Source organism: Nonomuraea sp. NPDC050556 (assembly GCF_044457355.1).
GTDB lineage: Bacteria > Actinomycetota > Actinomycetes > Streptosporangiales > Streptosporangiaceae > Nonomuraea.
The window spans coordinates 112,738-129,670 of sequence record NZ_JBITGU010000008.1; the positions used below are offsets into that span (position 1 = coordinate 112,738).

A 16,933-nucleotide genomic window follows, 5' to 3' on the forward strand; every position below is an offset into this window, starting at 1 on the left:
ATGTCTGATCTGGTGTTGTCGTCGCTCGACCAGGGCGTGCTGACGCTGACGTTCAACCGGCCCGACCGGCTCAACGCGTGGACCGACGCGATGGGCCGGCGCTACTTCGACCTGCTGGAGGAGGCGGGGGCCGACCCGGACGTGCGGGCCATCGTGGTGACCGGCGCGGGCAAGGGGTTCTGCGCCGGGGCCGACTTCCAGACGTTGAGCGCCATCCAGACGGGTGACTACGACGAGAAGCCAGACCCGCGGCCCAACACCTTCCCGACCACGATCGCCAAGCCCGTCGTGGCCGCGGTCAACGGCGCCTGCGCCGGGCTGGGCGTCGTCCACGCCCTGGTGTGCGACCTGGTGTTCACCGCGCCCGACGCCAAGTGGACGACGGCGTTCTCGCGGCGCGGCCTGGTGGCGGAGTACGGGCTGTCGTGGGTGCTGCCCCGGCTGATGGGCCAGCAGCGCGCCATGGACATCCTGCTGTCGGGCCGCGTCTTCACCGGCGCTGAGGCGCTGGAGATGGGCCTGGTCAACAGGGCAGTGGCCGATCCCGTTGCCGAGGCGCAGGAGTACGCCAGGGAGCTGGCGGCCTACAGCTCCCCGGCGTCGATGGCGGTCATCAAGCGGCAGGTGTGGAACGACTGGGACGTCTCGCTGGAGCAGTCGGTGAAGACCGCCGTCCACGAGATGGCGGCCTCCTTCGGCCGCCCCGACTTCGCCGAAGGGGTGGCGAGCTTCCTGGAGCGGCGGCCGCCTAGCTTCCCTGCGCTGTGACCTTGTGCGCGCCGTCGACGGGCGTCGCGTTGAAGAAGCGCGGCTCCAGCCAGCCGCGCTCGGCGTAGGCATTCCGCACGGACAGTTCCACGTCTGACACGCGGTCCTCGGCCACCAGGGCGATCGCCGAGCCGCCGAAGCCGCCGCCGGTCATGCGGGCGCCGCGCGCGCCGCCGCGCAGCGACGCCTCGACGGCCACGTCGAGCTCGGGGGAGGAGACCTCGTACTGGTCGCGCAGCGACAGGTGCGAGGCGTTCAGCAGCGCGCCGATCTCGGTGATCGCGCCGGCCCGCAGCAGGCCGATCAGCGCCTCCACCCGGTGGTTCTCCGTCACCACGTGCTGCACGCGCTTGCGCTCGTCGCCCTGCAGCTGCGACAGCGCGCCCGCCAGGTCCTCCACGTCGCGCAGAGCGTCGACGCCCAGCTTGCGCGCGGCCGACTCGCAGTCGGCCCTGCGCTTGGCGTACTGGCCGTCGGCCAGCTCGTGGTGCACGCGGGTGTCCACGATGAGGATGCGCAGGCCGTGCGCGGCCAGGTCGAGCGGCACGTTGCGCGACCCCAGCGAGCGGCAGTCGAGGAACAGCGCGTGGCCCTCCTTCGACAGGGCCGAGGCTGCCTGGTCCATGATGCCGCACGGCATGCCGACGAAGTCGTTCTCCGCCTTCTGGCCGAGGAGGGCGATCTCCATGGGCGTCAGGCCCAGGCCGTACAGCTCGTTGAGCGCCGAGCCGACGACGACCTCCAGGGCCGCGCTGGAGCTCAGCCCGGCGCCGCGCGGGACGTCGCCGTCGATGACGAGGTCGGCGCCCCTGGTGTCGCCGAGCATGGCGAAGACGCCGACGACGTAGCGGGTCCAGCCCTGGGCCTGCTCGTGCGCCTCGATGGTGACGGGCGGGCCGTCGGACTGCAGCGAGTGCAGCCTGATGACGCCGTCGGTGCGCGGGGAGACCGCGGCGGACACGCCCCACGGGACGGCGAAGGGCAGCACGAAGCCGTCGTTGTAGTCGGTGTGCTCGCCGATGAGGTTCACCCGGCCGGGCGCACGCCACACCGTCTGTGGTTCGGCCTGAAAGGTGACACGGAAAGCATCAGCAACACTCATAATCCAACACTCCTCAACAACGATTCGTCCGTAGACTAGCGCGGTGCGGGTGATCCTGGTGCATGACGACAACAAGGCGCGCAAGCTCAAGTACAACCTGACCTCGGAGCGGATCCTCACCTTCGGCGGCGCCTACTCCAACCACCTGCGCGCCGTCGCCCGCGCCGGGCGGGAGCGCGGCATCGAGACCATCGGGGTGGTGCGCGGCGAGGAGCACCTGCCGCTGAACCCGTCGCTGGCCTACGCGGCCGCCTGCGGGATGCGGCTGACCTACCTCGACCGCGCCAGCTACCGGCTCAAGCACACCCCCGCCGTGCTCGACCGGCTGCGCGCGGAGTTCGGCGACGTGGCGATCCTCCCGGAGGGAGGTAGCAACGCGGCGGCCGTGCGCGGGTGCGCTGAGCTGCCGGGGGCGCTGGAGTTCGACTACGACGTCATCTGCTGCCCGGTCGGCACCGGGGGCACGCTGGCGGGCATCTCGGCCGGGCTCGCTCCCGGGCGCAGGGCGATCGGCTTCGCCGTACTCAAGGGTGGGGAGTTCTTGCGTGAGGAGGTCACCAGGCTCCAGACGGAGGCGTACGGCAGGGCCTGGTCCAACTGGTCGCTGGAGCTCGACTACCATTTCGGCGGCTACGCCCGGACATCCCCCGCTTTGCAAGCCTTCAACGCGAAATTTCAGGTCGAAGAGGTGTACGTCGCGAAGATGCTCTACGGCGTCTTCGACCTGGTGCGTCGAGGGGCGTTCGCGCCGGGCAGCAGGATCGCCGCCGTCGTCACCGGCGTACCCTTTGCCGGATGAACCGCTCTGACACCCCCGCCACCTGGGACGAACGCGCCACGCTCACCACCTTCCACCAGTACGCCCGCGCCACGGCCGCGTACAAGTGCGAGGGTCTGTCCGACGAGGACGCCAGGAGGGCGCCGCTTCCCACCTCGCCCCTGATGACCGCCATTGGGCTGGTCAACCACCTGCGGTGGAACGAGCACTACTGGTTCGAGGTGTTCTTCCTCGGCGGTCAGGACCGCGCGCCCTGGACGGAGGACGACCCGGACGCCGAGTGGACGGCCGAGCTCCAGGCGCCTGTGGGTCAGGTGCTCGCGGAGTATTTCGACCAGTGCGCCCGGTCGGACCGCGCGGTGGCGGGCATCTCGCTGGACGCCCTTTCCCAGGGCAAGATCAGCACGGGCGAGCAGGTGACGCTGCGCTGGGTGATCGGCCACATGACCGAGGAGACCTCGCGGCACAACGGCCACCTCGACCTCATCAGGGAACTCCTCGACGGCACGAAGGGCGCCTGACGAGAAGGCCCAGGCGCTGAGGGCCTCTCAGGAGTCGAGCTGGTCGAGGATCGGGGTGACGACCGCGTTCAGCTCCCTGACCAGCACGACCATGGCCCGGTGCGCGCTGTCCTCCACCCGGTCGTGCGGCCCCTCGGGCTCCGGCGGCAGGTCGTCGAGCGGGATCGGCACCTGCACCAGCAGCGTGGCCCTGGCGAACGGGCTCCTGGCGAGGTCCTGCTGGGTGGGCTCGACGTACTGCCCGAAGGTCTCCTGCCACCCCTGCCAGCCACGATCCCGCCACCAGGCACGCGACCTGGTGAGCTGTTCCGGCAGCGGGGAGACGAGCTTGACGTGCGCGGTGAGCGTGCCGTCCCAGGTGTTGCGCACACAGATCGCCTCCAGCACCCGGCGATCCCAGCGCACGAACCCGGGCGACAGGGACGGCGGCATGGCCAGCCCCCAGGCGGTGCAGGCGAACCTGACAGGGGCGATGTCCCCCCACTCGATCTCTTCCAGGTGCTTCCTGACATGTACGGCGTAGCGGCTCGAACCATCGCTCGCCCGTTCCCTGTCGAAGTCCTGATCGAGCCAGAACGCTTCCCGCCTGCCCATAGGCCCCCCTCTTCACCGCCGCACCCACGCTACGCCTCACCGCCGACACGCGAGCGGCTGATCCGCTGACTAAGCGGGCGCTTAGAATGATGGGTATGGGTGACCTGTGGGCGGGTGTGGAGGCTGAGGCGGCGCGGCGCCTGCTGCGGGGGGCGGTGGGGTTGTTCGCGGCCAAGGGGTACGGCGGGGCGTCCACGAGGGAGATCGCCGAGAGTGCGGGGATGAGCCCGGCGGCGATGTATGTGCATTTCGCGACCAAGGCGGAATTGCTGTATCGGATCGTGGGCACCGTGCACGAGGCGGCGCACGCGGCTGTCGCTGAGGTCGGCAACACGACCGTGGTTGAGCGGGTCAGGGCCATGGTGTTCGCGCTTGCCGCCTTCCACGCCGCCCATCAGCAGGCCGCGCGGGTTACGCAGAATGAGCTGGCCGCGCTCGACTCCGAGCGCTGGGGTGTCATCCGGGATCTGCGTGATGCCACCGAGGGGCTCTTTCTCCGTCAGGTGGAGCTGGGGGTCAGGGCGGGGGTTTTCGACGTGGCCGACGTGCCGGGGACCACGCGGGCGATCGTGTCCATGTGCGTGGACGTCGCCAGGTGGTACTCGCCCGCCGGGCCGCGCACGCCGGACGAGATCGGGGCGCTGTACGCGCACCTGGCCATGCGCATGCTTGCCGTACACTAAGCGCACGCTTAGTGCAGGAGGTCACCACATGCGCCGCACCCTCTACGGCGAGGACCACGACGCCTTCCGCGCGTCCGTGCGCGAGTTCGTCGGCCGTACCGTCGTCCCGCGACAGGAGGAGTTCGCCGAGCGGCGGCTCATCGGGCGCGAGGTCTGGCTGGAGGCGGGCCGCCAGGGCCTGCTCGGCCTGGAGGTGCCCGAGGAGTACGGCGGCGGCGCGGCCGGAGACTACCGGTTCAACGCCGTCCTCATCGAGGAGCTCGCCGCGCACAGCATGGCGCTGGCCTCCAGCCTCGCGATCCACTTCGACATCTGCGCGCCGTACCTCGTGGAGCTGACCACCGACGAGCAGAAGAAGCGCTGGCTGCCGCGCTTCTGCTCGGGCGAGCTGATCACCGCGATCGGCATGACCGAGCCGAGCGGCGGCTCCGACCTGGCCGCGCTGCGCACCACGGCGGTCAGGGACGGCGACGACTGGATCGTCAACGGCTCCAAGACCTTCATCACCAACGGCTTCCAGGCCGACCTCGTCATCGTGGCCGCGCGGACGGGCCAGGGGAAGAAGGGCATCACGCTGTTCGCGGTCGAGGCGGGCATGCCGGGCTTCCAGCGCGGGCGCAAGCTGGACAAGGTGGGGCAGCCCGAGGCGGACACCTCGGAGCTGTTCTTCGAGAACGTGCGCGTGCCGTCCGCGAACGTCATCGGTGAGATCGACGGCGGGTTCGTCGCGATGATGGAACGGCTCCCGCAGGAACGGCTCGGCTCGGCGGTCACCAACGTCTTCCACGCGGCCGCCGTCCTGGAGGAGACGCTGGCCTACGTCAAGGAGCGCAGGGCGTTCGGGCAGCAGATCGGGTCCTTCCAGTACAACAAGTTCACCCTCGCCGACCTGGTGACGAAGATCGACGTATCCACCGCGTTCGTCGACCAGTGCGTGGCCGCGCACGCGGACGGCGAGCTCACGGCCGTGGACGCGGCGAAGGCGAAGATGTGGACGGCCGAGGTGCAGAACGCCGTCATCGACGCCTGCGTGCAGCTCTACGGCGGGTACGGATACATGCGTGAGTACCGGGTCGCGCGGGCGTGGATGGACGCCAGGGTCACCCGCATCTGGGCGGGTTCCAATGAGATCATGCGCGAGATCGTCGGCCGGGACCTGGGGCTCTGACATGTACTGGCGCAGCGTTCCCACCCGATGGAACGACAACGACACCTACGGGCACGTCAACAACGTCGTGCACTACGCGATGATCGACTCGGTGATCAACACCTGGCTGGTGGAGGAGGCGGGGCTCGACATCCACGGCGGCCCGGTGATCGGGATGTGCGTGGAGTCGCGCTGCTCGTACAAGGCGGAGGCGTCCTTTCCCGACGTCATCAGGATCGGGATGCGCGTCGGCCACCTCGGGCGCTCCAGCGTGCGTTACGACCTGTCGCTGTTCCGCGAGCGCGACGACACGCTGATCGCCGAGGCCCAGTTCACGCACGTGTTCGTCGACCGGTCTTCCCGTCGCCCCTCACCGATCGAGGGCCGCATGCGCACCGCCATGGAGGGGCTTCTCCCATGATCACTCGCGCCGCCGTCCTTGTGGAGTCCGGCCGTCCCGTCCCCTATGCGGACTCCCGCCCCCTGGAGGTGCGCGAGCTCGCCCTCGACCCGCCCGGTCCCGGCGAGCTGCTGGTGAAGGTCGGTGCGGCCGGGCTCTGCCACTCCGACCTCTCGGTGGTGAACGGCTCGCGCCCCAGGCCGCTGCCGATGGCGCTCGGGCACGAGGCGGCCGGTGAGGTCGTGGAGGTGGGGCCCGGGGCGTCCTTCGCGGTGGGCGATCACGTGGTGCTGACGTTCGTGCCCGCCTGCGGCGAATGCCCGCGTTGCCTGGGCGGAAGGCCCGCCCTGTGCGGGCCGGGTGGTGCGGCCAACCGCGAGGGAACCCTGCTCGGCGGTGCGCGGAGGCTCTCAGGCGGGGTGAGTCACCACCTGGGCGTGTCGGGGTTCGCGGACTACGCCGTGGTCTCCGAGCGGTCGGCCGTGCGGGTCGACCCCGGCCTGCCGTACGAGATCGCGGCCCTGTTCGGGTGCGCCGTCCTGACCGGCGCCGGCGCGGTGATGTACGGCGCCGCCGTGGCGGAACGCGACTCCGTGGCGGTGTTCGGCCTCGGCGGCGTCGGCCTGTCCGCCCTGCTGGCGGCCAAGGCGGCCGGGGTGTCGACGCTCGTCGCCGTGGACGTGGTCGAGCACAAGCTGGAGCTGGCCAGGTCGCTCGGCGCCACCCACACGGTCAGGGGCGGCCCGGACGCGCTGGAGGAGGTGCGCGAGCTGACCGGCGGGGGAGCGGACAAGGTCATCGACACCACCGGCGTCGTGCAGGTGCTCCTCCAGGCCTACCAGGCGACGGCGCCCGGCGGCGTCACCGTGACCGTCGGCCTGCCCGACCCTGGGCGCGACCTCGCGCTGCCCGCGCTCAGCCTGGTGGCCGAGGAGAAGACGCTGAAGGGCAGCTACCTGGGTTCGTGCGTCCCCCGCCGCGATGTACCGAAATTTATCGACATGTATGCGAACGGCGAGCTGCCCGTGGACCGGCTGGTCTCCGGCCGCCTCACCCTTGACCAGGTCAACGAGGGCTTCGACCGGCTGCACACCGGCGAGGCCGTACGCCAGGTCATCGTCTTCTGAGGACCCGCGCGAGCGTGCCAGGCAGCAGGAGTGTGTGCGGCGGGTCGAGCAGGTTGGCCACCCGCAGGAAAGCGCGCCCGAGCGCTGGGTCCTCCCTGGCCGCCGCGTGGAACCGCTTCAGGTAGGCGTTGACCAGCCGGATCTTCGGCGTGCGCCGCCCGTCCGTGCCGGGCAGCCGCAGGTCGCCGCCGACCACGATGTCCCACGGGCCGTCGATCAGCCGGGCGATCGTGCGGAAGTAGCCGCGCGCGTCGCCGTCCCAGCCGCGCAGGGCCAGGGCCTCCGTCGCCGCGACCGTCATGCCCTGGCCGTAGATCGGGTTGAACGCGCACACCGCGTCGCCCACGGCCACCAGCCCGACGGGGAAGCGGGCGAGCCGCTCGTAACGGCGGCGGACGCTGGCGGGCACCCGGTAGGTGCGCGCGTCGCCGATCGGCTCCGCCCCGGCGACCAGCTCGTGCACGTCGGGCGCGGGCAACGACCCGGCATAGGCGACGAACCCCTCCAGGTCGGCGGGTGCCGCGTCGCCGTGGTAGCCGCCCAGCGTGACGATCCACCGGTCGCCCTCCATGGCCAGCGCGACCCCGCCGCGCGGCCGGTCCTCGGTGGGCGCGAGGATGACGAACAGGTCGCCGCCGAGGTCGTCGGCGGTGCGCCGGAACTCGCGGGTGGTGTAGCGGAAGTCGATGGCCACCCGCTCCTCGGCGGGCGGCTCGTAGCCACCCGTTTCGAGCCACTCGGGCAGCCGGGAGCCGCGGCCGGTCGCGTCCACGACCAGGTCCGCCCGGACTTTGGCGCCGTCGACCAGCACACCGCCGGGGAACAGCCCGGTCGCGACGGTCTCCGGCCGGAGCGTGACGTTGCCGAGGGCCGCGACGCGCCGCCGTACCTGCCCCTCCAGCAACGGCCTGCTGAGCAGCAGCCCGCCCAGCCCGCTCGGGCCGCGCGCCAGCGGCTGCCCCTCGTTGATCCACCGCGCCCGCTCCTGGATGTCGACCGGCGTGGCGCCCCTGCCGACGAGCTCGTCCGTGAGGCCGGGGAGCAGTTCCTCCATGGCCTCCCTGCCGCGCGCCAGCAGCCCGTGCGCGTGCCGCCCCTGCCCCGCGCCCTTACGGTGACCGTCCTGCTCGGGCAGGGGATCGCGGTCGAGTACGGTCACCCGCTCGAACCGCTCGCGCAGCGCGGCCGCGGCCAGCAGCCCCGCGATGCTCGCTCCTACCACCACGGCATGGCTCATGCGAACATGCTATCGAATTGCTGCCGGAATGGGCTGCCCCCTATGATCCGCTTTCATGCGCTCCGCGATCATCGGTGGCTTTGTCGCCATCCTCCTGGCGGGCTCCGCTGCCCCCGCCATGGCCGCCGTCCCTCTGGATGACACCCTGCTCACCCCGCAGGATCTGGGCTCCGAATACCAGCTCAGCGAGAAGCCCCTCCGGTTCGCGATCGGCGACGGGTCCGTCGGCGACAGGAAGTGTGACCGCGCGATCAAGGCGCTTCGGCCCCTGCTGAAGAGCAAGGCGGCCGTGTTCATCGAGGAGACAGAGGCGCCCACGTCCCGCCTCAGGCAGTTCTCCCTCAGCGGCAAGGTCGCCCCCTGGCAGGCCGTGGGCAAGGCCATGGTCCGCGACTGCGCGGGCGTGAACACCAAGAAGAAGAACGAGAAGACCAGGATCGTCAAGCTGTCGGTCGGCAAGCTCGGCGACTGGTCCTACGGGATCCGCTACAGCCAGACGATCCCCAGCCTGAACGCCAAGCCGCTCATCGTCGCCGACGTCGCGCTCATCAGGGTGGGTGACGCCGTCACGCTGGTCGTGAGCGACGGGGTCCTCTCCACCTTCAACCCCGCCCTCAGCCGCAGGGCGGCGCGCCTGGCCGCCGAGAAGCTGGCGGCCGTCTAGGCGTCGTGGACGAGGAGGGCGAGCTGCACCCGGTTGTCCAGGCCCGCCTTGGTGAGCACCCGCGACAGGTAGCCCTTCACCGTCCCCACGCTCATGTGCAGGTCGGCCGCGATCTCCGCGTTCGTCTTCCCCTGCGCCACGCCCCGCGCGACCTCGCGCTCCCGCTCGCTCAGCCGGGCCAGCAACTGCCGCCCCTCGGCCGCCCGCGCGGTCTCGGCCGCCGGCTCCAGGTGCGCGATCAGGCGGCGGGTCACGCTGGGGGACAGGACCGGCTCGCCGAGCACGACCCGGCGGATCGCGTCGACGATCCCGGCGGGCGGGGTCTCCTTCAGCAGGAACCCGCTGGCCCCTGCGCGCAGCGCGCGGAAGACGTGGTCGTCGGCGTCGAAGGTGGTCAGCACGATGACCTCGGGCGGGTTCCGCAGCCTGCGGAGCGACTGGGTGGCGGTGATGCCGTCCAGCCCCGCCATCCTGATGTCCATCAGCACCACGTCCGGCGCCCACGACCGGACCGCGCCGGGCACCTCGGCGCCGTCCGCGACCGCGCCGACCACCTCCAGGTCGGGCGCGCCCTTGAGCATGAGCGTCAGCCCGGTACGCACCAGAGCGTCGTCGTCGACGATCAGAACCCGGATCACCTCGGCCATGGTAGCCACGCCTCCAGCACGAACCTGCCGCCGACCGGCCCGTGCTCCAGCCGCCCGCCCATCAGCGCCACCCGTTCCCCGAGCCCGACCAGCCCGACACCTTTCTCCGACGCGCTCCCGGAGAGCGGGTTGGAGATCCGCACGGTCAGCCCGTCGCCCGCCGCGCCGTCCAGGTCGACGGCGACCGCCGCGCCTGGCGCGTGTTTGCGCGCATTCGTCAGCCCTTCCTGGACGACCCGGTAGGCGGTCCTGCCCACGTCCGCAGGAATCCCGGCCGGGTCTCCACGCAAGGTCACCTCGCCGAACGCCCGCGCCTCGGCCAGCAGCGCGTCGAGGTCGCCCAGCACCGGAGCCTGCTCCTCGCGCAGAACGGAGATGACTTCCCGCAATTCCTTCATCGCCAGTTGCGCGTTGCTGCGCACCACACCGGCCGCCTCGGCCAGTTCCGAGGGAGGACCTTGGGGGTTGAATTCCAGCGCCCCCGCCTGCAGCGCCAGCATCGACAGCCGGTGCGCCAGCACGTCGTGCATCTCCCTGGCGATCCGCACCCGCTCGGCCTGCCTGGCCTCCTCCGCGCGCTGCCGCTGGGCCGCCTCGGCGCGTACGGCACGCTCCTCCAGGGAGGCCAGGAGCTCGCGCCTGGTGCGGGCGAGCATGCCCCACCCGGTGAGCACGCCGGTGAACAGCACCGCGACCAGCGCCCAGACGCCGTAGGAGGCCAGGCCAGGCGGGCGCCAGGCGAAGCGGACCAGCGTGGCGGCCAGGCTCGCCGTACCGACGAGGACGGCCTGGCGCGGGCGCAGGTAGAGGGCGGCGAAGACGGTCGCGATGCCCGCTGCCGCCGACGCGGCGGCCGACCCGGCGGACAGCGCGACGATCGCCAGACCCACCCAGAACGGCCGGCGGCGGCAGAACCACACCAGCGCGCACGCCAGCAGCCCGCCCGCGACGTCGGCCGCGAGGATCCACCCATGAACGTGCGCGGACAGGTCGCCCGCGACCACCGCGACCGCGGCGGCCAGCGCGAGCAGGGAACTGCTCGCTGCCACCACGCGGGCACGGCGCGAGTCCATGCCCCGATGGTATGGCAACCAAAGTTGTCACGACCCGGACGGATGGCAGGAGAGACGGCCCGTGGCCGCGCGCGAGGCTGGCCGTATGAACAGACTCCCCGCGCTGGTCCTGGCGCTGATCACCCCCGTCGTCGCGGAGCTGATGCTCGGCAACCCGCCGCTCGGCCAGATCTGGCTGATGGTGTTCTGGGTGCCCATCTATGGCGCGGGCACCGTCCTGATCCGCGAGCTGGTCCGCCGCTCGGGCCGGGGGTGGGGCGCGATCCTGCTGCTCGGCGTCGCCTACGGCATCGTGGAGGAGGGACTGGCGCTGCAGGCGCTCAGCAGCCCCACCTTGTACGGCGTGGCCGGATGGGCGCCGCGGGTCCTCGGGCTGAACTCCGCCTACACCGAGCTCAACCTCGTTTACCACGCCGTGTTCAGCGTCGCGCTGCCGATCCTGCTCGTCGAGCTGCTCTTCCCGCGGCAGGGGACGCGTCCGTACCTGGGAAAGGTCGGCCTGGCCTGCGCGGGCGTGGTGTTCGTGCTCGGCGCCGGGGTGTTGCGCGCGATGACGGCGCTGTTCATGGACCCTGGCTACACGATGCCGCTGCCGGTCCTGCTCGGCTGCCTTCTGGCGATCGTTCTGCTCGCCGTGGCAGCCTTCACCGCTAAGGCCGGAAATATCCTGACAAAGCCGTCACCGTCGCCCTGGGTGGTGGGCGTGGTCGCCTTCGTGGCGGCCTTCGGGTACATGGCGCTGCTCTTCCCGTTCGGCGGGGCCGAGCACCCGGCCTTCACCAGCGGCGCCTGGGTGTGGCTGCCCATGGGAGCGGCCGCCGTCCTGGCCGTGGCGGCGGGCCTGCTGGTGCGCCGGTGGGCGGGCGCGCACGGCCTGGCCCTGGTGATCGGCGCGCTGATCGCGCACTCGCTGTTCGGCGTCGTCGCCAACGCCGCCACGCTCCTGGACCGGATCTGGCTGGTGGCGCTCTGCGCGGTCACAGTGGGCGCGACAACCATGCGTCGGAGGGCACTGAACCGCGGGGCAGCCGCGACATCAGCGCCGACCCCAGCCCGGCCATCCTGATCGTGTCGTCGATGAACCCGTCCAGGTCCTCCGGCCACGGCAGCCCCGGATGGGTGATGAGCAGGGAGACGCACCCGTGTACGGCCGACCAGAGCGACAGCGCCAGCGGCACCGGATCCCCGCGCAGCATTCCCGCCTCCACGCACCGGGTGACGGCGTCCACCATGTAGCCGAAGCAGGCGGCGGCAGCGGGCGGCGTGCCCTGGGAGGGTCTCAGCATGAGCACCCGATACTGCGTGGGATGCCCCAGCGCGAACCTGGCGTAGGCGCGGCCGCAGTTGCCCATAGCGCGGAACGGGTCGTCGCCCGTGGTCTCGCGCATGAGCCTGGCCAGCTCGTCCCAGACCCGCAGGCAGACCGCCTCGACCAGGGCCTCCTTGTCGGCGAAGTGCAGGTAGACCGACGGGGTGGACACCCCCGCCCGGCTCGCGACGGCGCGCAGCGTCAGCGCATCCTCGCTGCCCGTCTCCTCCAGCAGGGCCTCGGCGGCGCACAGGATCTCCTCGCGCAGCCGTACCCCCTGGCCTGGATTGGCGCGAACGCGCCGGGTAGTCGCCACGGGCACCAGGTTGACGCCGTCAGCTTAACGATGTCAACCTGGGGCGATGCAGACCTTCAGGGAAGCGACGGCCGTGAGCCCGCTGGGCGAGGCCGTCCTGGACGGGCAGTGGAGCGTCGGCGGCAAGCTGCACGGCGGCTACCTGCTCGCGATCCTCGCCAGGGCGGCCGTGCAGCGCGCCGAGCACCCGCACCTGTCGGCGATCAGCGGGTCCTTCCTGGAGGCGCCGGAGCCGGGCCCTGCCCAGGTCGACGTGGTGATCATGCGGCGCGGCCGTACGGTCACCCAGGCCAGGGCCACCCTGTCCCAGCAGGGCGCGGTCAAGACCGAAGCACTGGTCACGCTCGGCGAGCTGGACGACGGCGACCCCTGGTGGACCTCCTCCGAGCCGGTCGACCTGCCCGAGGAGGAGGCGTGCTTCCTCACTCCGCCGGACGCGCCTGGCGGCTTCCGCGTGCCGCTCATGGAGGTCGTCGAGCAGCGGCTCGACCCGGCGCAGATCGGCTTCGCCTTCGGCCAGCCGTCCAGGAAGGGCGTGTTGTCCGGCTGGCAGCGGCTGGCCGACGGCTCGGACTGGGACCCGCTGTCGCTCCTGGTGGCGCTCGACCCGGTGCCGCCGGTCTCCTACGACCTCGGCCTGCCCGGCTGGGTGCCGACGATCTCGCTGACCGCCTACATCCGCCGCCTGCCCGTGCCCGGCTCGGTGCGGGTCAGCATGAGCGCGGCCGACGTCACCGCCGGGCGGATGGACGAGACCACCTCTATCTGGGACGCCAAGGGGCGTCTGGTCGCCCAGGCGACCCAGCTTGCCGCGGTGCGTCTTCCTCAGCCAACGCCCTGAGCTCCTCGTCGCTGGCGCCCCGGTCCAGCGCGAGCTTCGCGCGTCTGAACCGGGCGCACCGCTCTTCCAGCGCGCGTTCGTCCCACAGCTCCGTCATCCCGCCATCGTGACCAGAGCGGTTGATCACTCGCAGCGGTTTTACCCAGCCAGAACCTCCACCGTGCCGCGCTCGCCGTCCACCCTGACGCGGTCGCCGTCCTTCAGCCGCATGGTCGCGTTGCCCGTGCCGACCACGGCGGGGATGCCGAGCTCGCGCGCCACGATCGAGGCGTGCGACAGCGGCGCGCCCATGTCGGTCACCACGGCCGCAGCCCTGGGGAACATCGGCGTCCACCCGACGTTGGTCAGCGTGGTCACCAGGATCTCGCCCGCCTTGAGCCGGTCGCCGTCCTCAGGCCCGGCGATCACCCTGGCCACGCCCTCCACGATGCCCGGCGCGCCGGGGAAGCCGGTCACGGTGTCGCTGACCGGCGTGCTGACGCCGCGCGCGTCGAAGATGTCGCCGCGCCGGTTCGGGTCGGCCGCCCAGCGCACCGGGTCGAACGCCCCGACGATCAGCGTCGGATACACCGGCAGCGCCGCGTAACGCTCGTAGGTGGCCCGCTTGACCGCGACGTCGGGCATCGGCGCGCCCCTGAGCACGGCCAGGAGGCCGTCGATCGGCAGGAAGAACACCTCGTCGCCGTGCCCGGTCAGCTCACCGGCCCTGACGAGGAAGGCACGCAGCGCCCAGACCGCCCGGATCACCTCGGAACGGGTGGTCTCGCGGCTGCGCACGACGGCGTTCCACTTCTTGACGCGCTCGCGCATCTTGGCTTCCTTGCCGGGATAGCGCTCGGCGAAGCGTTTCCACGCCTGCTCCCGCGCCTCCTCCTGGCGGGCCAGCAACTGCTGGGTGTCGGTCTTGTGCAGCCCTTCGAGCTGGGCGTCGAACCACGCGGGGTCCTCGCCGGGCCGGGGGATGGACACCTCGAACTCGTGGGGGCCGCGATGCCCGTAGAGCTCGGCGAACTCGGCGCGGGTGATCTCGCCGCGCTCCAGCCTGCCGAGCCCGACGATCGGGCCCATGCTGGCCAGCTCGCCGTCGGCGTTGGCGCCGGTCAGCATGGCCTCGGCGTCGACCTCGCCCATCATCTTGTGCAGCTTGTCGCGGGTGAACACCAGGGAGGAGCCGCCCTGCCGTCCAGCCGCCTCCAGAACGCGGCAGGACTCCACGAAGTAGGGGAGCACCTCGTCATCCCACAACGCGGCGAGCGCTTCCGGGTCCGTTGTTTCTTCGATTTTTCGTCTGATGTCCTTGTTTCGCGCCATGGCTGTTTCGAGGAACCCCGGCATCAGCGCGAGGCCGTCGCTGACCCGCTTGCGTATGCCGAAGAAGAGCGGCAGCACCAGCCTGATGATCTCCCAGCGCGATGCCTTGAGCGGCGGGATGTCGAGGTCGGGCGGGATCTTGCCGAAGACCTGTTCGACCGCGCTGAGCCTGCCGCCCATGCCGACCGCCTTGGCGATGGAGATGGTGATGCTCAGGTTCATGTAGAAACGGCCGCCGATGTTGCCGACCAGGTCGAAGCCGGGCAGCGCCGAGGCGGACATCGCCTCGTGGATGAAGATCTGCACGAGCGACCAGGTGGCCGGGGTCATCACGTCGGGGATCGCCTCGCCGAGGTTGCCCGCGGTCCAGAGGTAGTCGCCCTTGAGGCTGTCGTTCCACTCCTCCAGGTGCAGGTTCATGCCGGTGATCGGGCGGGCCTGGAGGATGTAGAAGGCGCCGTCCCTCATGGCCCACTCGATGTCCATCGGCGTGCCGTACAGGTCCTCGATCCGGTCGCCCAGGCCTTTGAGCTGTACGGCTCGCGCCTGGGTGAGCACCGGCTGGGTACGCATCGCCTCGGGCACCGGCTCTTCCTCCGTGCCGTCCGGGGTGCGGACCGTCATCACCGCCTTGTCCGAAATTTCGTATGACGTGACGGTGCTGTCTTTCATGGTGATCGTGTCAGGGGTGACCAGGCCGCCGACCACGGCCTCGCCCAGGCCCCACGAGGCGTTGACCACCGTCTCGTCGCGGGCGCCGTTGATCGGGTTGGCGGTGAACATGATCCCGGCCGCGTCGGCGGCGACCAGCTCCTGGACCACGACCGCCATCGCCACGTCCTCGTCGGCGATGCCGTTCTGCGCCCGGTAGGAGACGGCTCTCTCGTTCCAGAGCGAGGCCCAGCAGCGCCTGACGGCGTCCAGCAGGCCGTCGCCCCTGACGTTGAGATAGGTGTCCTGCTGCCCGGCGAACGACATGCCGGGCAGGTCCTCCGCGGTCGCCGACGAGCGGACCGCGACCGGCACGTCGTCGCCCAGCGCGGCGTAGGCTGCCATGATCTCCTTGGCCAGAGCGTCCGAGATCTCTCCCTCGCGGTAGGCCTCGGTGGTGATGTGGAACCCCGCGGGGACCGGCAGCCCGGCCCTGCTCAGGCGGGCCAGCGAGGACCCCTTGCCCCCGGCCGTCGCCAGGTCGGCGGCTTCGTCGTCGAGTGGGAGAACCCTCACTGCACACGCTCCTTGGTTTTGAGCGACTCGTCGAGCTTGCGTTCTGCGGCGGCTACGGCGTGATCGAGATATTCCAGGCTTGCCTGGAGGACGGCGGGCGTGGCTTTCGTGGCCTCTGTGGCGGTTTCCGCGGTCAGCTCGGCCAGCCGTTCGTCGCTCAGGGCGAGCGGTGGTGGGAGGAGCTGGGGGACGCACAGGAATCCGTAGACCACCGAGATGATCACGGTCAGGTGTTCGGCGGGGGTCAGGTCCTCACGCAGCGCGCCGTTTTGCATCAGGGCGCTGAAGTAGCGGTCGAACCCGGCCTTGAGCTCGGCGCTCGCGTCCTGCGTGCGTTTGACCTTGGCCATCTTGCCCAGGACGTCGGTGTCGCGCAGCAGGCTGGCCTTCATCAGGGGGCGGGCGAGGAGCTCGGCGACCATGCGCTGGATGAGGTCCCGCAGGGTCCCGCCGTTGGGGAGGCTTTGCCGTACGGCACGCAGGAGGTCCAGCCGCTCCCTGCGGAGCAGGGCGGCGAACAGGTCCTCGCGGGTGCGCCAGTGGAGGTAGATGGTGCCTTTGGCCACGTCGGAGGCGCGGGCTACGTCGTCGATGGTCGTCTTGTCGTAGCCCCAGCGGAGGATGAGCTCGCCTGCGGCGTCGAGGATGCGGTGGGCACGCTCACGTTGCCGCGCCTCGTCGAGGGGCGGCCTGCCTTTTCTTTGACTGGATATGTTTATACAGTCATTTAACACCCAATGACCGGACACTTCCACCCCACCCCCCTTAGCCCAGCCCCCACGCCCCGCGCCCCACCCCCACGCGCCGTGCCTCCTTGCCCGGCGCCTCCCCGCCCCGCGCCCCCGCGCTCCGGTGCCCCGCGCTCCCGCGCCTCCCTGCCCGGCGCCTCCCTGTCTGGCGCCCGAAACCCCCTGCCCCGCACCCGGCGCGCCTTGCGCCGCGCGCCCACCTCCATGCCCCACGCCCCATGCCTTGCGCGCGTGCCACGTGTGGGCTCGGGCTGCCCGGTGGCCGCGCAAGACCTCAACGCGGACTCAACATCGGGGCGGTTAGATTCGAGCCATGGTCAACCTAGGCATCATGGAAATCCTCATCATCCTGGTCCTGTTAGCCCTGCTGGCCGGGGCCGTGATCTTCGCCATCGTCTTCGCCACCAGAGCCGCCAACCGCCGACGCCGCTAGCTCCGT

18 protein-coding genes are annotated in these 16,933 nt (G+C 71.0%); 10 read left to right on the top strand and 8 right to left on the bottom strand.

The window, feature by feature from the left end:
- On the top strand, window positions 1-768 hold the full coding sequence (locus ACIBG8_RS52740; protein WP_397350993.1) for an enoyl-CoA hydratase-related protein: 768 nt from the start codon (window positions 1-3) through the stop codon (window positions 766-768).
- On the opposite strand, the gene galK is transcribed toward ACIBG8_RS52740, so the two are convergent.
- Window positions 749-1,870, bottom strand: a complete 1,122-nt coding sequence (gene galK / locus ACIBG8_RS52745) for a galactokinase (protein ID WP_397350994.1) — start codon at window positions 1,868-1,870, stop codon at window positions 749-751. The genes ACIBG8_RS52740 and galK overlap by 20 nt on opposite strands.
- 43 nt (window positions 1,871-1,913) lie before the next feature.
- Between galK and ACIBG8_RS52750 the strand changes: the two genes are divergently transcribed.
- Together ACIBG8_RS52750 and ACIBG8_RS52755 are read left to right on the top strand one after the other, a co-directional pair.
- The gene (locus ACIBG8_RS52750; protein WP_397350995.1) at window positions 1,914-2,669 is read left to right on the top strand and encodes a 1-aminocyclopropane-1-carboxylate deaminase/D-cysteine desulfhydrase; all 756 of its coding nucleotides are present in this window, start codon (window positions 1,914-1,916) and stop codon (window positions 2,667-2,669) included.
- Window positions 2,666-3,169 carry a DinB family protein gene (locus ACIBG8_RS52755; RefSeq protein ID WP_397350996.1) on the top strand — a complete coding sequence of 168 codons (504 nt, stop codon included), beginning with the start codon at window positions 2,666-2,668 and terminating at the stop codon, window positions 3,167-3,169. Before ACIBG8_RS52750 ends, ACIBG8_RS52755 begins: the two co-directional genes overlap by 4 nt.
- Before the next feature lie 27 nt (window positions 3,170-3,196).
- Here the strand turns inward: ACIBG8_RS52755 and ACIBG8_RS52760 are convergent, their stop codons facing one another.
- Window positions 3,197-3,763 (bottom strand): hypothetical protein, encoded by a 567-nt coding sequence (locus tag ACIBG8_RS52760; protein WP_397350997.1) that lies wholly within the window; start codon window positions 3,761-3,763, stop codon window positions 3,197-3,199.
- A 95-nt stretch (window positions 3,764-3,858) separates the two neighbouring features.
- Between ACIBG8_RS52760 and ACIBG8_RS52765 the strand changes: the two genes are divergently transcribed.
- The 4 genes from ACIBG8_RS52765 to ACIBG8_RS52780 are packed head-to-tail and all read left to right on the top strand — an operon-like array spanning window position 3,859 to window position 7,120.
- The gene (locus tag ACIBG8_RS52765; RefSeq protein WP_397350998.1) at window positions 3,859-4,446 is read left to right on the top strand and encodes a TetR/AcrR family transcriptional regulator; all 588 of its coding nucleotides are present in this window, start codon (window positions 3,859-3,861) and stop codon (window positions 4,444-4,446) included.
- Between the two features lie 28 nt (window positions 4,447-4,474).
- Window positions 4,475-5,614 (top strand): acyl-CoA dehydrogenase family protein, encoded by a 1,140-nt coding sequence (locus ACIBG8_RS52770; protein ID WP_397350999.1) that lies wholly within the window; start codon window positions 4,475-4,477, stop codon window positions 5,612-5,614.
- Window position 5,615: 1 nt separating this feature from the next.
- Window positions 5,616-6,014, top strand: a complete 399-nt coding sequence (locus ACIBG8_RS52775) for an acyl-CoA thioesterase (RefSeq protein ID WP_397351000.1) — start codon at window positions 5,616-5,618, stop codon at window positions 6,012-6,014.
- The gene (locus tag ACIBG8_RS52780; protein WP_397351001.1) at window positions 6,011-7,120 is read left to right on the top strand and encodes a zinc-dependent alcohol dehydrogenase family protein; all 1,110 of its coding nucleotides are present in this window, start codon (window positions 6,011-6,013) and stop codon (window positions 7,118-7,120) included. The genes ACIBG8_RS52775 and ACIBG8_RS52780 overlap by 4 nt, the downstream gene beginning before the upstream one ends.
- Here ACIBG8_RS52780 and ACIBG8_RS52785 read toward each other — a convergent pair.
- Window positions 7,107-8,357 (bottom strand): FAD-dependent oxidoreductase, encoded by a 1,251-nt coding sequence (locus ACIBG8_RS52785; RefSeq protein ID WP_397351002.1) that lies wholly within the window; start codon window positions 8,355-8,357, stop codon window positions 7,107-7,109. The two genes, ACIBG8_RS52780 and ACIBG8_RS52785, sit on opposite strands and share 14 nt — an antisense overlap.
- Before the next feature lie 55 nt (window positions 8,358-8,412).
- Here ACIBG8_RS52785 and ACIBG8_RS52790 point away from each other — a divergent pair, with 55 nt between their 5' ends.
- The gene (locus tag ACIBG8_RS52790; RefSeq protein ID WP_397351003.1) at window positions 8,413-9,021 is read left to right on the top strand and encodes a hypothetical protein; all 609 of its coding nucleotides are present in this window, start codon (window positions 8,413-8,415) and stop codon (window positions 9,019-9,021) included.
- On the opposite strand, the gene ACIBG8_RS52795 is transcribed toward ACIBG8_RS52790, so the two are convergent.
- Together ACIBG8_RS52795 and ACIBG8_RS52800 are read right to left on the bottom strand one after the other, a co-directional pair.
- On the bottom strand, window positions 9,018-9,668 hold the full coding sequence (locus ACIBG8_RS52795; RefSeq protein ID WP_397351004.1) for a response regulator: 651 nt from the start codon (window positions 9,666-9,668) through the stop codon (window positions 9,018-9,020). The two genes, ACIBG8_RS52790 and ACIBG8_RS52795, sit on opposite strands and share 4 nt — an antisense overlap.
- Entirely contained in the window at window positions 9,656-10,741 is a 1,086-nt protein-coding gene (locus tag ACIBG8_RS52800) for a sensor histidine kinase (protein ID WP_397351005.1), read from the bottom strand. The genes ACIBG8_RS52795 and ACIBG8_RS52800 overlap by 13 nt, the downstream gene beginning before the upstream one ends.
- 85 nt (window positions 10,742-10,826) lie before the next feature.
- Between ACIBG8_RS52800 and ACIBG8_RS52805 the strand changes: the two genes are divergently transcribed.
- Window positions 10,827-11,807, top strand: coding sequence for a hypothetical protein (locus tag ACIBG8_RS52805; protein WP_397351006.1), 981 nt, complete (start codon window positions 10,827-10,829; stop codon window positions 11,805-11,807).
- Here the strand turns inward: ACIBG8_RS52805 and ACIBG8_RS52810 are convergent.
- On the bottom strand, window positions 11,719-12,366 hold the full coding sequence (locus ACIBG8_RS52810) for a TetR/AcrR family transcriptional regulator (RefSeq protein WP_397351007.1): 648 nt from the start codon (window positions 12,364-12,366) through the stop codon (window positions 11,719-11,721). The two genes, ACIBG8_RS52805 and ACIBG8_RS52810, sit on opposite strands and share 89 nt — an antisense overlap.
- Before the next feature lie 46 nt (window positions 12,367-12,412).
- Here ACIBG8_RS52810 and ACIBG8_RS52815 point away from each other — a divergent pair, with 46 nt between their 5' ends.
- Window positions 12,413-13,207: a thioesterase family protein gene (locus tag ACIBG8_RS52815; RefSeq protein ID WP_397351008.1), complete on the top strand. Its 795-nt coding sequence runs from the start codon at window positions 12,413-12,415 to the stop codon at window positions 13,205-13,207.
- Window positions 13,208-13,345: 138 nt separating this feature from the next.
- Here ACIBG8_RS52815 and ACIBG8_RS52820 read toward each other — a convergent pair whose 3' ends face one another.
- Together ACIBG8_RS52820 and ACIBG8_RS52825 are read right to left on the bottom strand one after the other, a co-directional pair.
- On the bottom strand, window positions 13,346-15,745 hold the full coding sequence (locus ACIBG8_RS52820) for a PEP/pyruvate-binding domain-containing protein (RefSeq protein ID WP_397351009.1): 2,400 nt from the start codon (window positions 15,743-15,745) through the stop codon (window positions 13,346-13,348).
- Window positions 15,742-16,479 (bottom strand): TetR/AcrR family transcriptional regulator, encoded by a 738-nt coding sequence (locus tag ACIBG8_RS52825; protein ID WP_397351010.1) that lies wholly within the window; start codon window positions 16,477-16,479, stop codon window positions 15,742-15,744. Before ACIBG8_RS52825 ends, ACIBG8_RS52820 begins: the two co-directional genes overlap by 4 nt.
- Between the last annotated feature and the right edge of the window lie 454 nt (window positions 16,480-16,933).

What these genes read in the sequence shown, in the direction of transcription:
- ACIBG8_RS52740 (WP_397350993.1), top strand. Translation starts at nt 1, where the DNA reads ATGTCTGATCTGGTGTTGTCGTCGCTCGACCAGGGCGTGCTGACGCTG.
- galK (WP_397350994.1), bottom strand. Translation starts at nt 1,870, where the DNA reads ATGAGTGTTGCTGATGCTTTCCGTGTCACCTTTCAGGCCGAACCACAG.
- ACIBG8_RS52755 (WP_397350996.1), top strand. Translation starts at nt 2,666, where the DNA reads ATGAACCGCTCTGACACCCCCGCCACCTGGGACGAACGCGCCACGCTC.
- ACIBG8_RS52760 (WP_397350997.1), bottom strand. Translation starts at nt 3,763, where the DNA reads ATGGGCAGGCGGGAAGCGTTCTGGCTCGATCAGGACTTCGACAGGGAA.
- ACIBG8_RS52765 (WP_397350998.1), top strand. Translation starts at nt 3,859, where the DNA reads ATGGGTGACCTGTGGGCGGGTGTGGAGGCTGAGGCGGCGCGGCGCCTG.
- ACIBG8_RS52770 (WP_397350999.1), top strand. Translation starts at nt 4,475, where the DNA reads ATGCGCCGCACCCTCTACGGCGAGGACCACGACGCCTTCCGCGCGTCC.
- ACIBG8_RS52775 (WP_397351000.1), top strand. Translation starts at nt 5,616, where the DNA reads ATGTACTGGCGCAGCGTTCCCACCCGATGGAACGACAACGACACCTAC.
- ACIBG8_RS52780 (WP_397351001.1), top strand. Translation starts at nt 6,011, where the DNA reads ATGATCACTCGCGCCGCCGTCCTTGTGGAGTCCGGCCGTCCCGTCCCC.
- ACIBG8_RS52785 (WP_397351002.1), bottom strand. Translation starts at nt 8,357, where the DNA reads ATGAGCCATGCCGTGGTGGTAGGAGCGAGCATCGCGGGGCTGCTGGCC.
- ACIBG8_RS52790 (WP_397351003.1), top strand. Translation starts at nt 8,413, where the DNA reads ATGCGCTCCGCGATCATCGGTGGCTTTGTCGCCATCCTCCTGGCGGGC.
- ACIBG8_RS52795 (WP_397351004.1), bottom strand. Translation starts at nt 9,668, where the DNA reads ATGGCCGAGGTGATCCGGGTTCTGATCGTCGACGACGACGCTCTGGTG.
- ACIBG8_RS52800 (WP_397351005.1), bottom strand. Translation starts at nt 10,741, where the DNA reads ATGGACTCGCGCCGTGCCCGCGTGGTGGCAGCGAGCAGTTCCCTGCTC.
- ACIBG8_RS52805 (WP_397351006.1), top strand. Translation starts at nt 10,827, where the DNA reads ATGAACAGACTCCCCGCGCTGGTCCTGGCGCTGATCACCCCCGTCGTC.
- ACIBG8_RS52815 (WP_397351008.1), top strand. Translation starts at nt 12,413, where the DNA reads ATGCAGACCTTCAGGGAAGCGACGGCCGTGAGCCCGCTGGGCGAGGCC.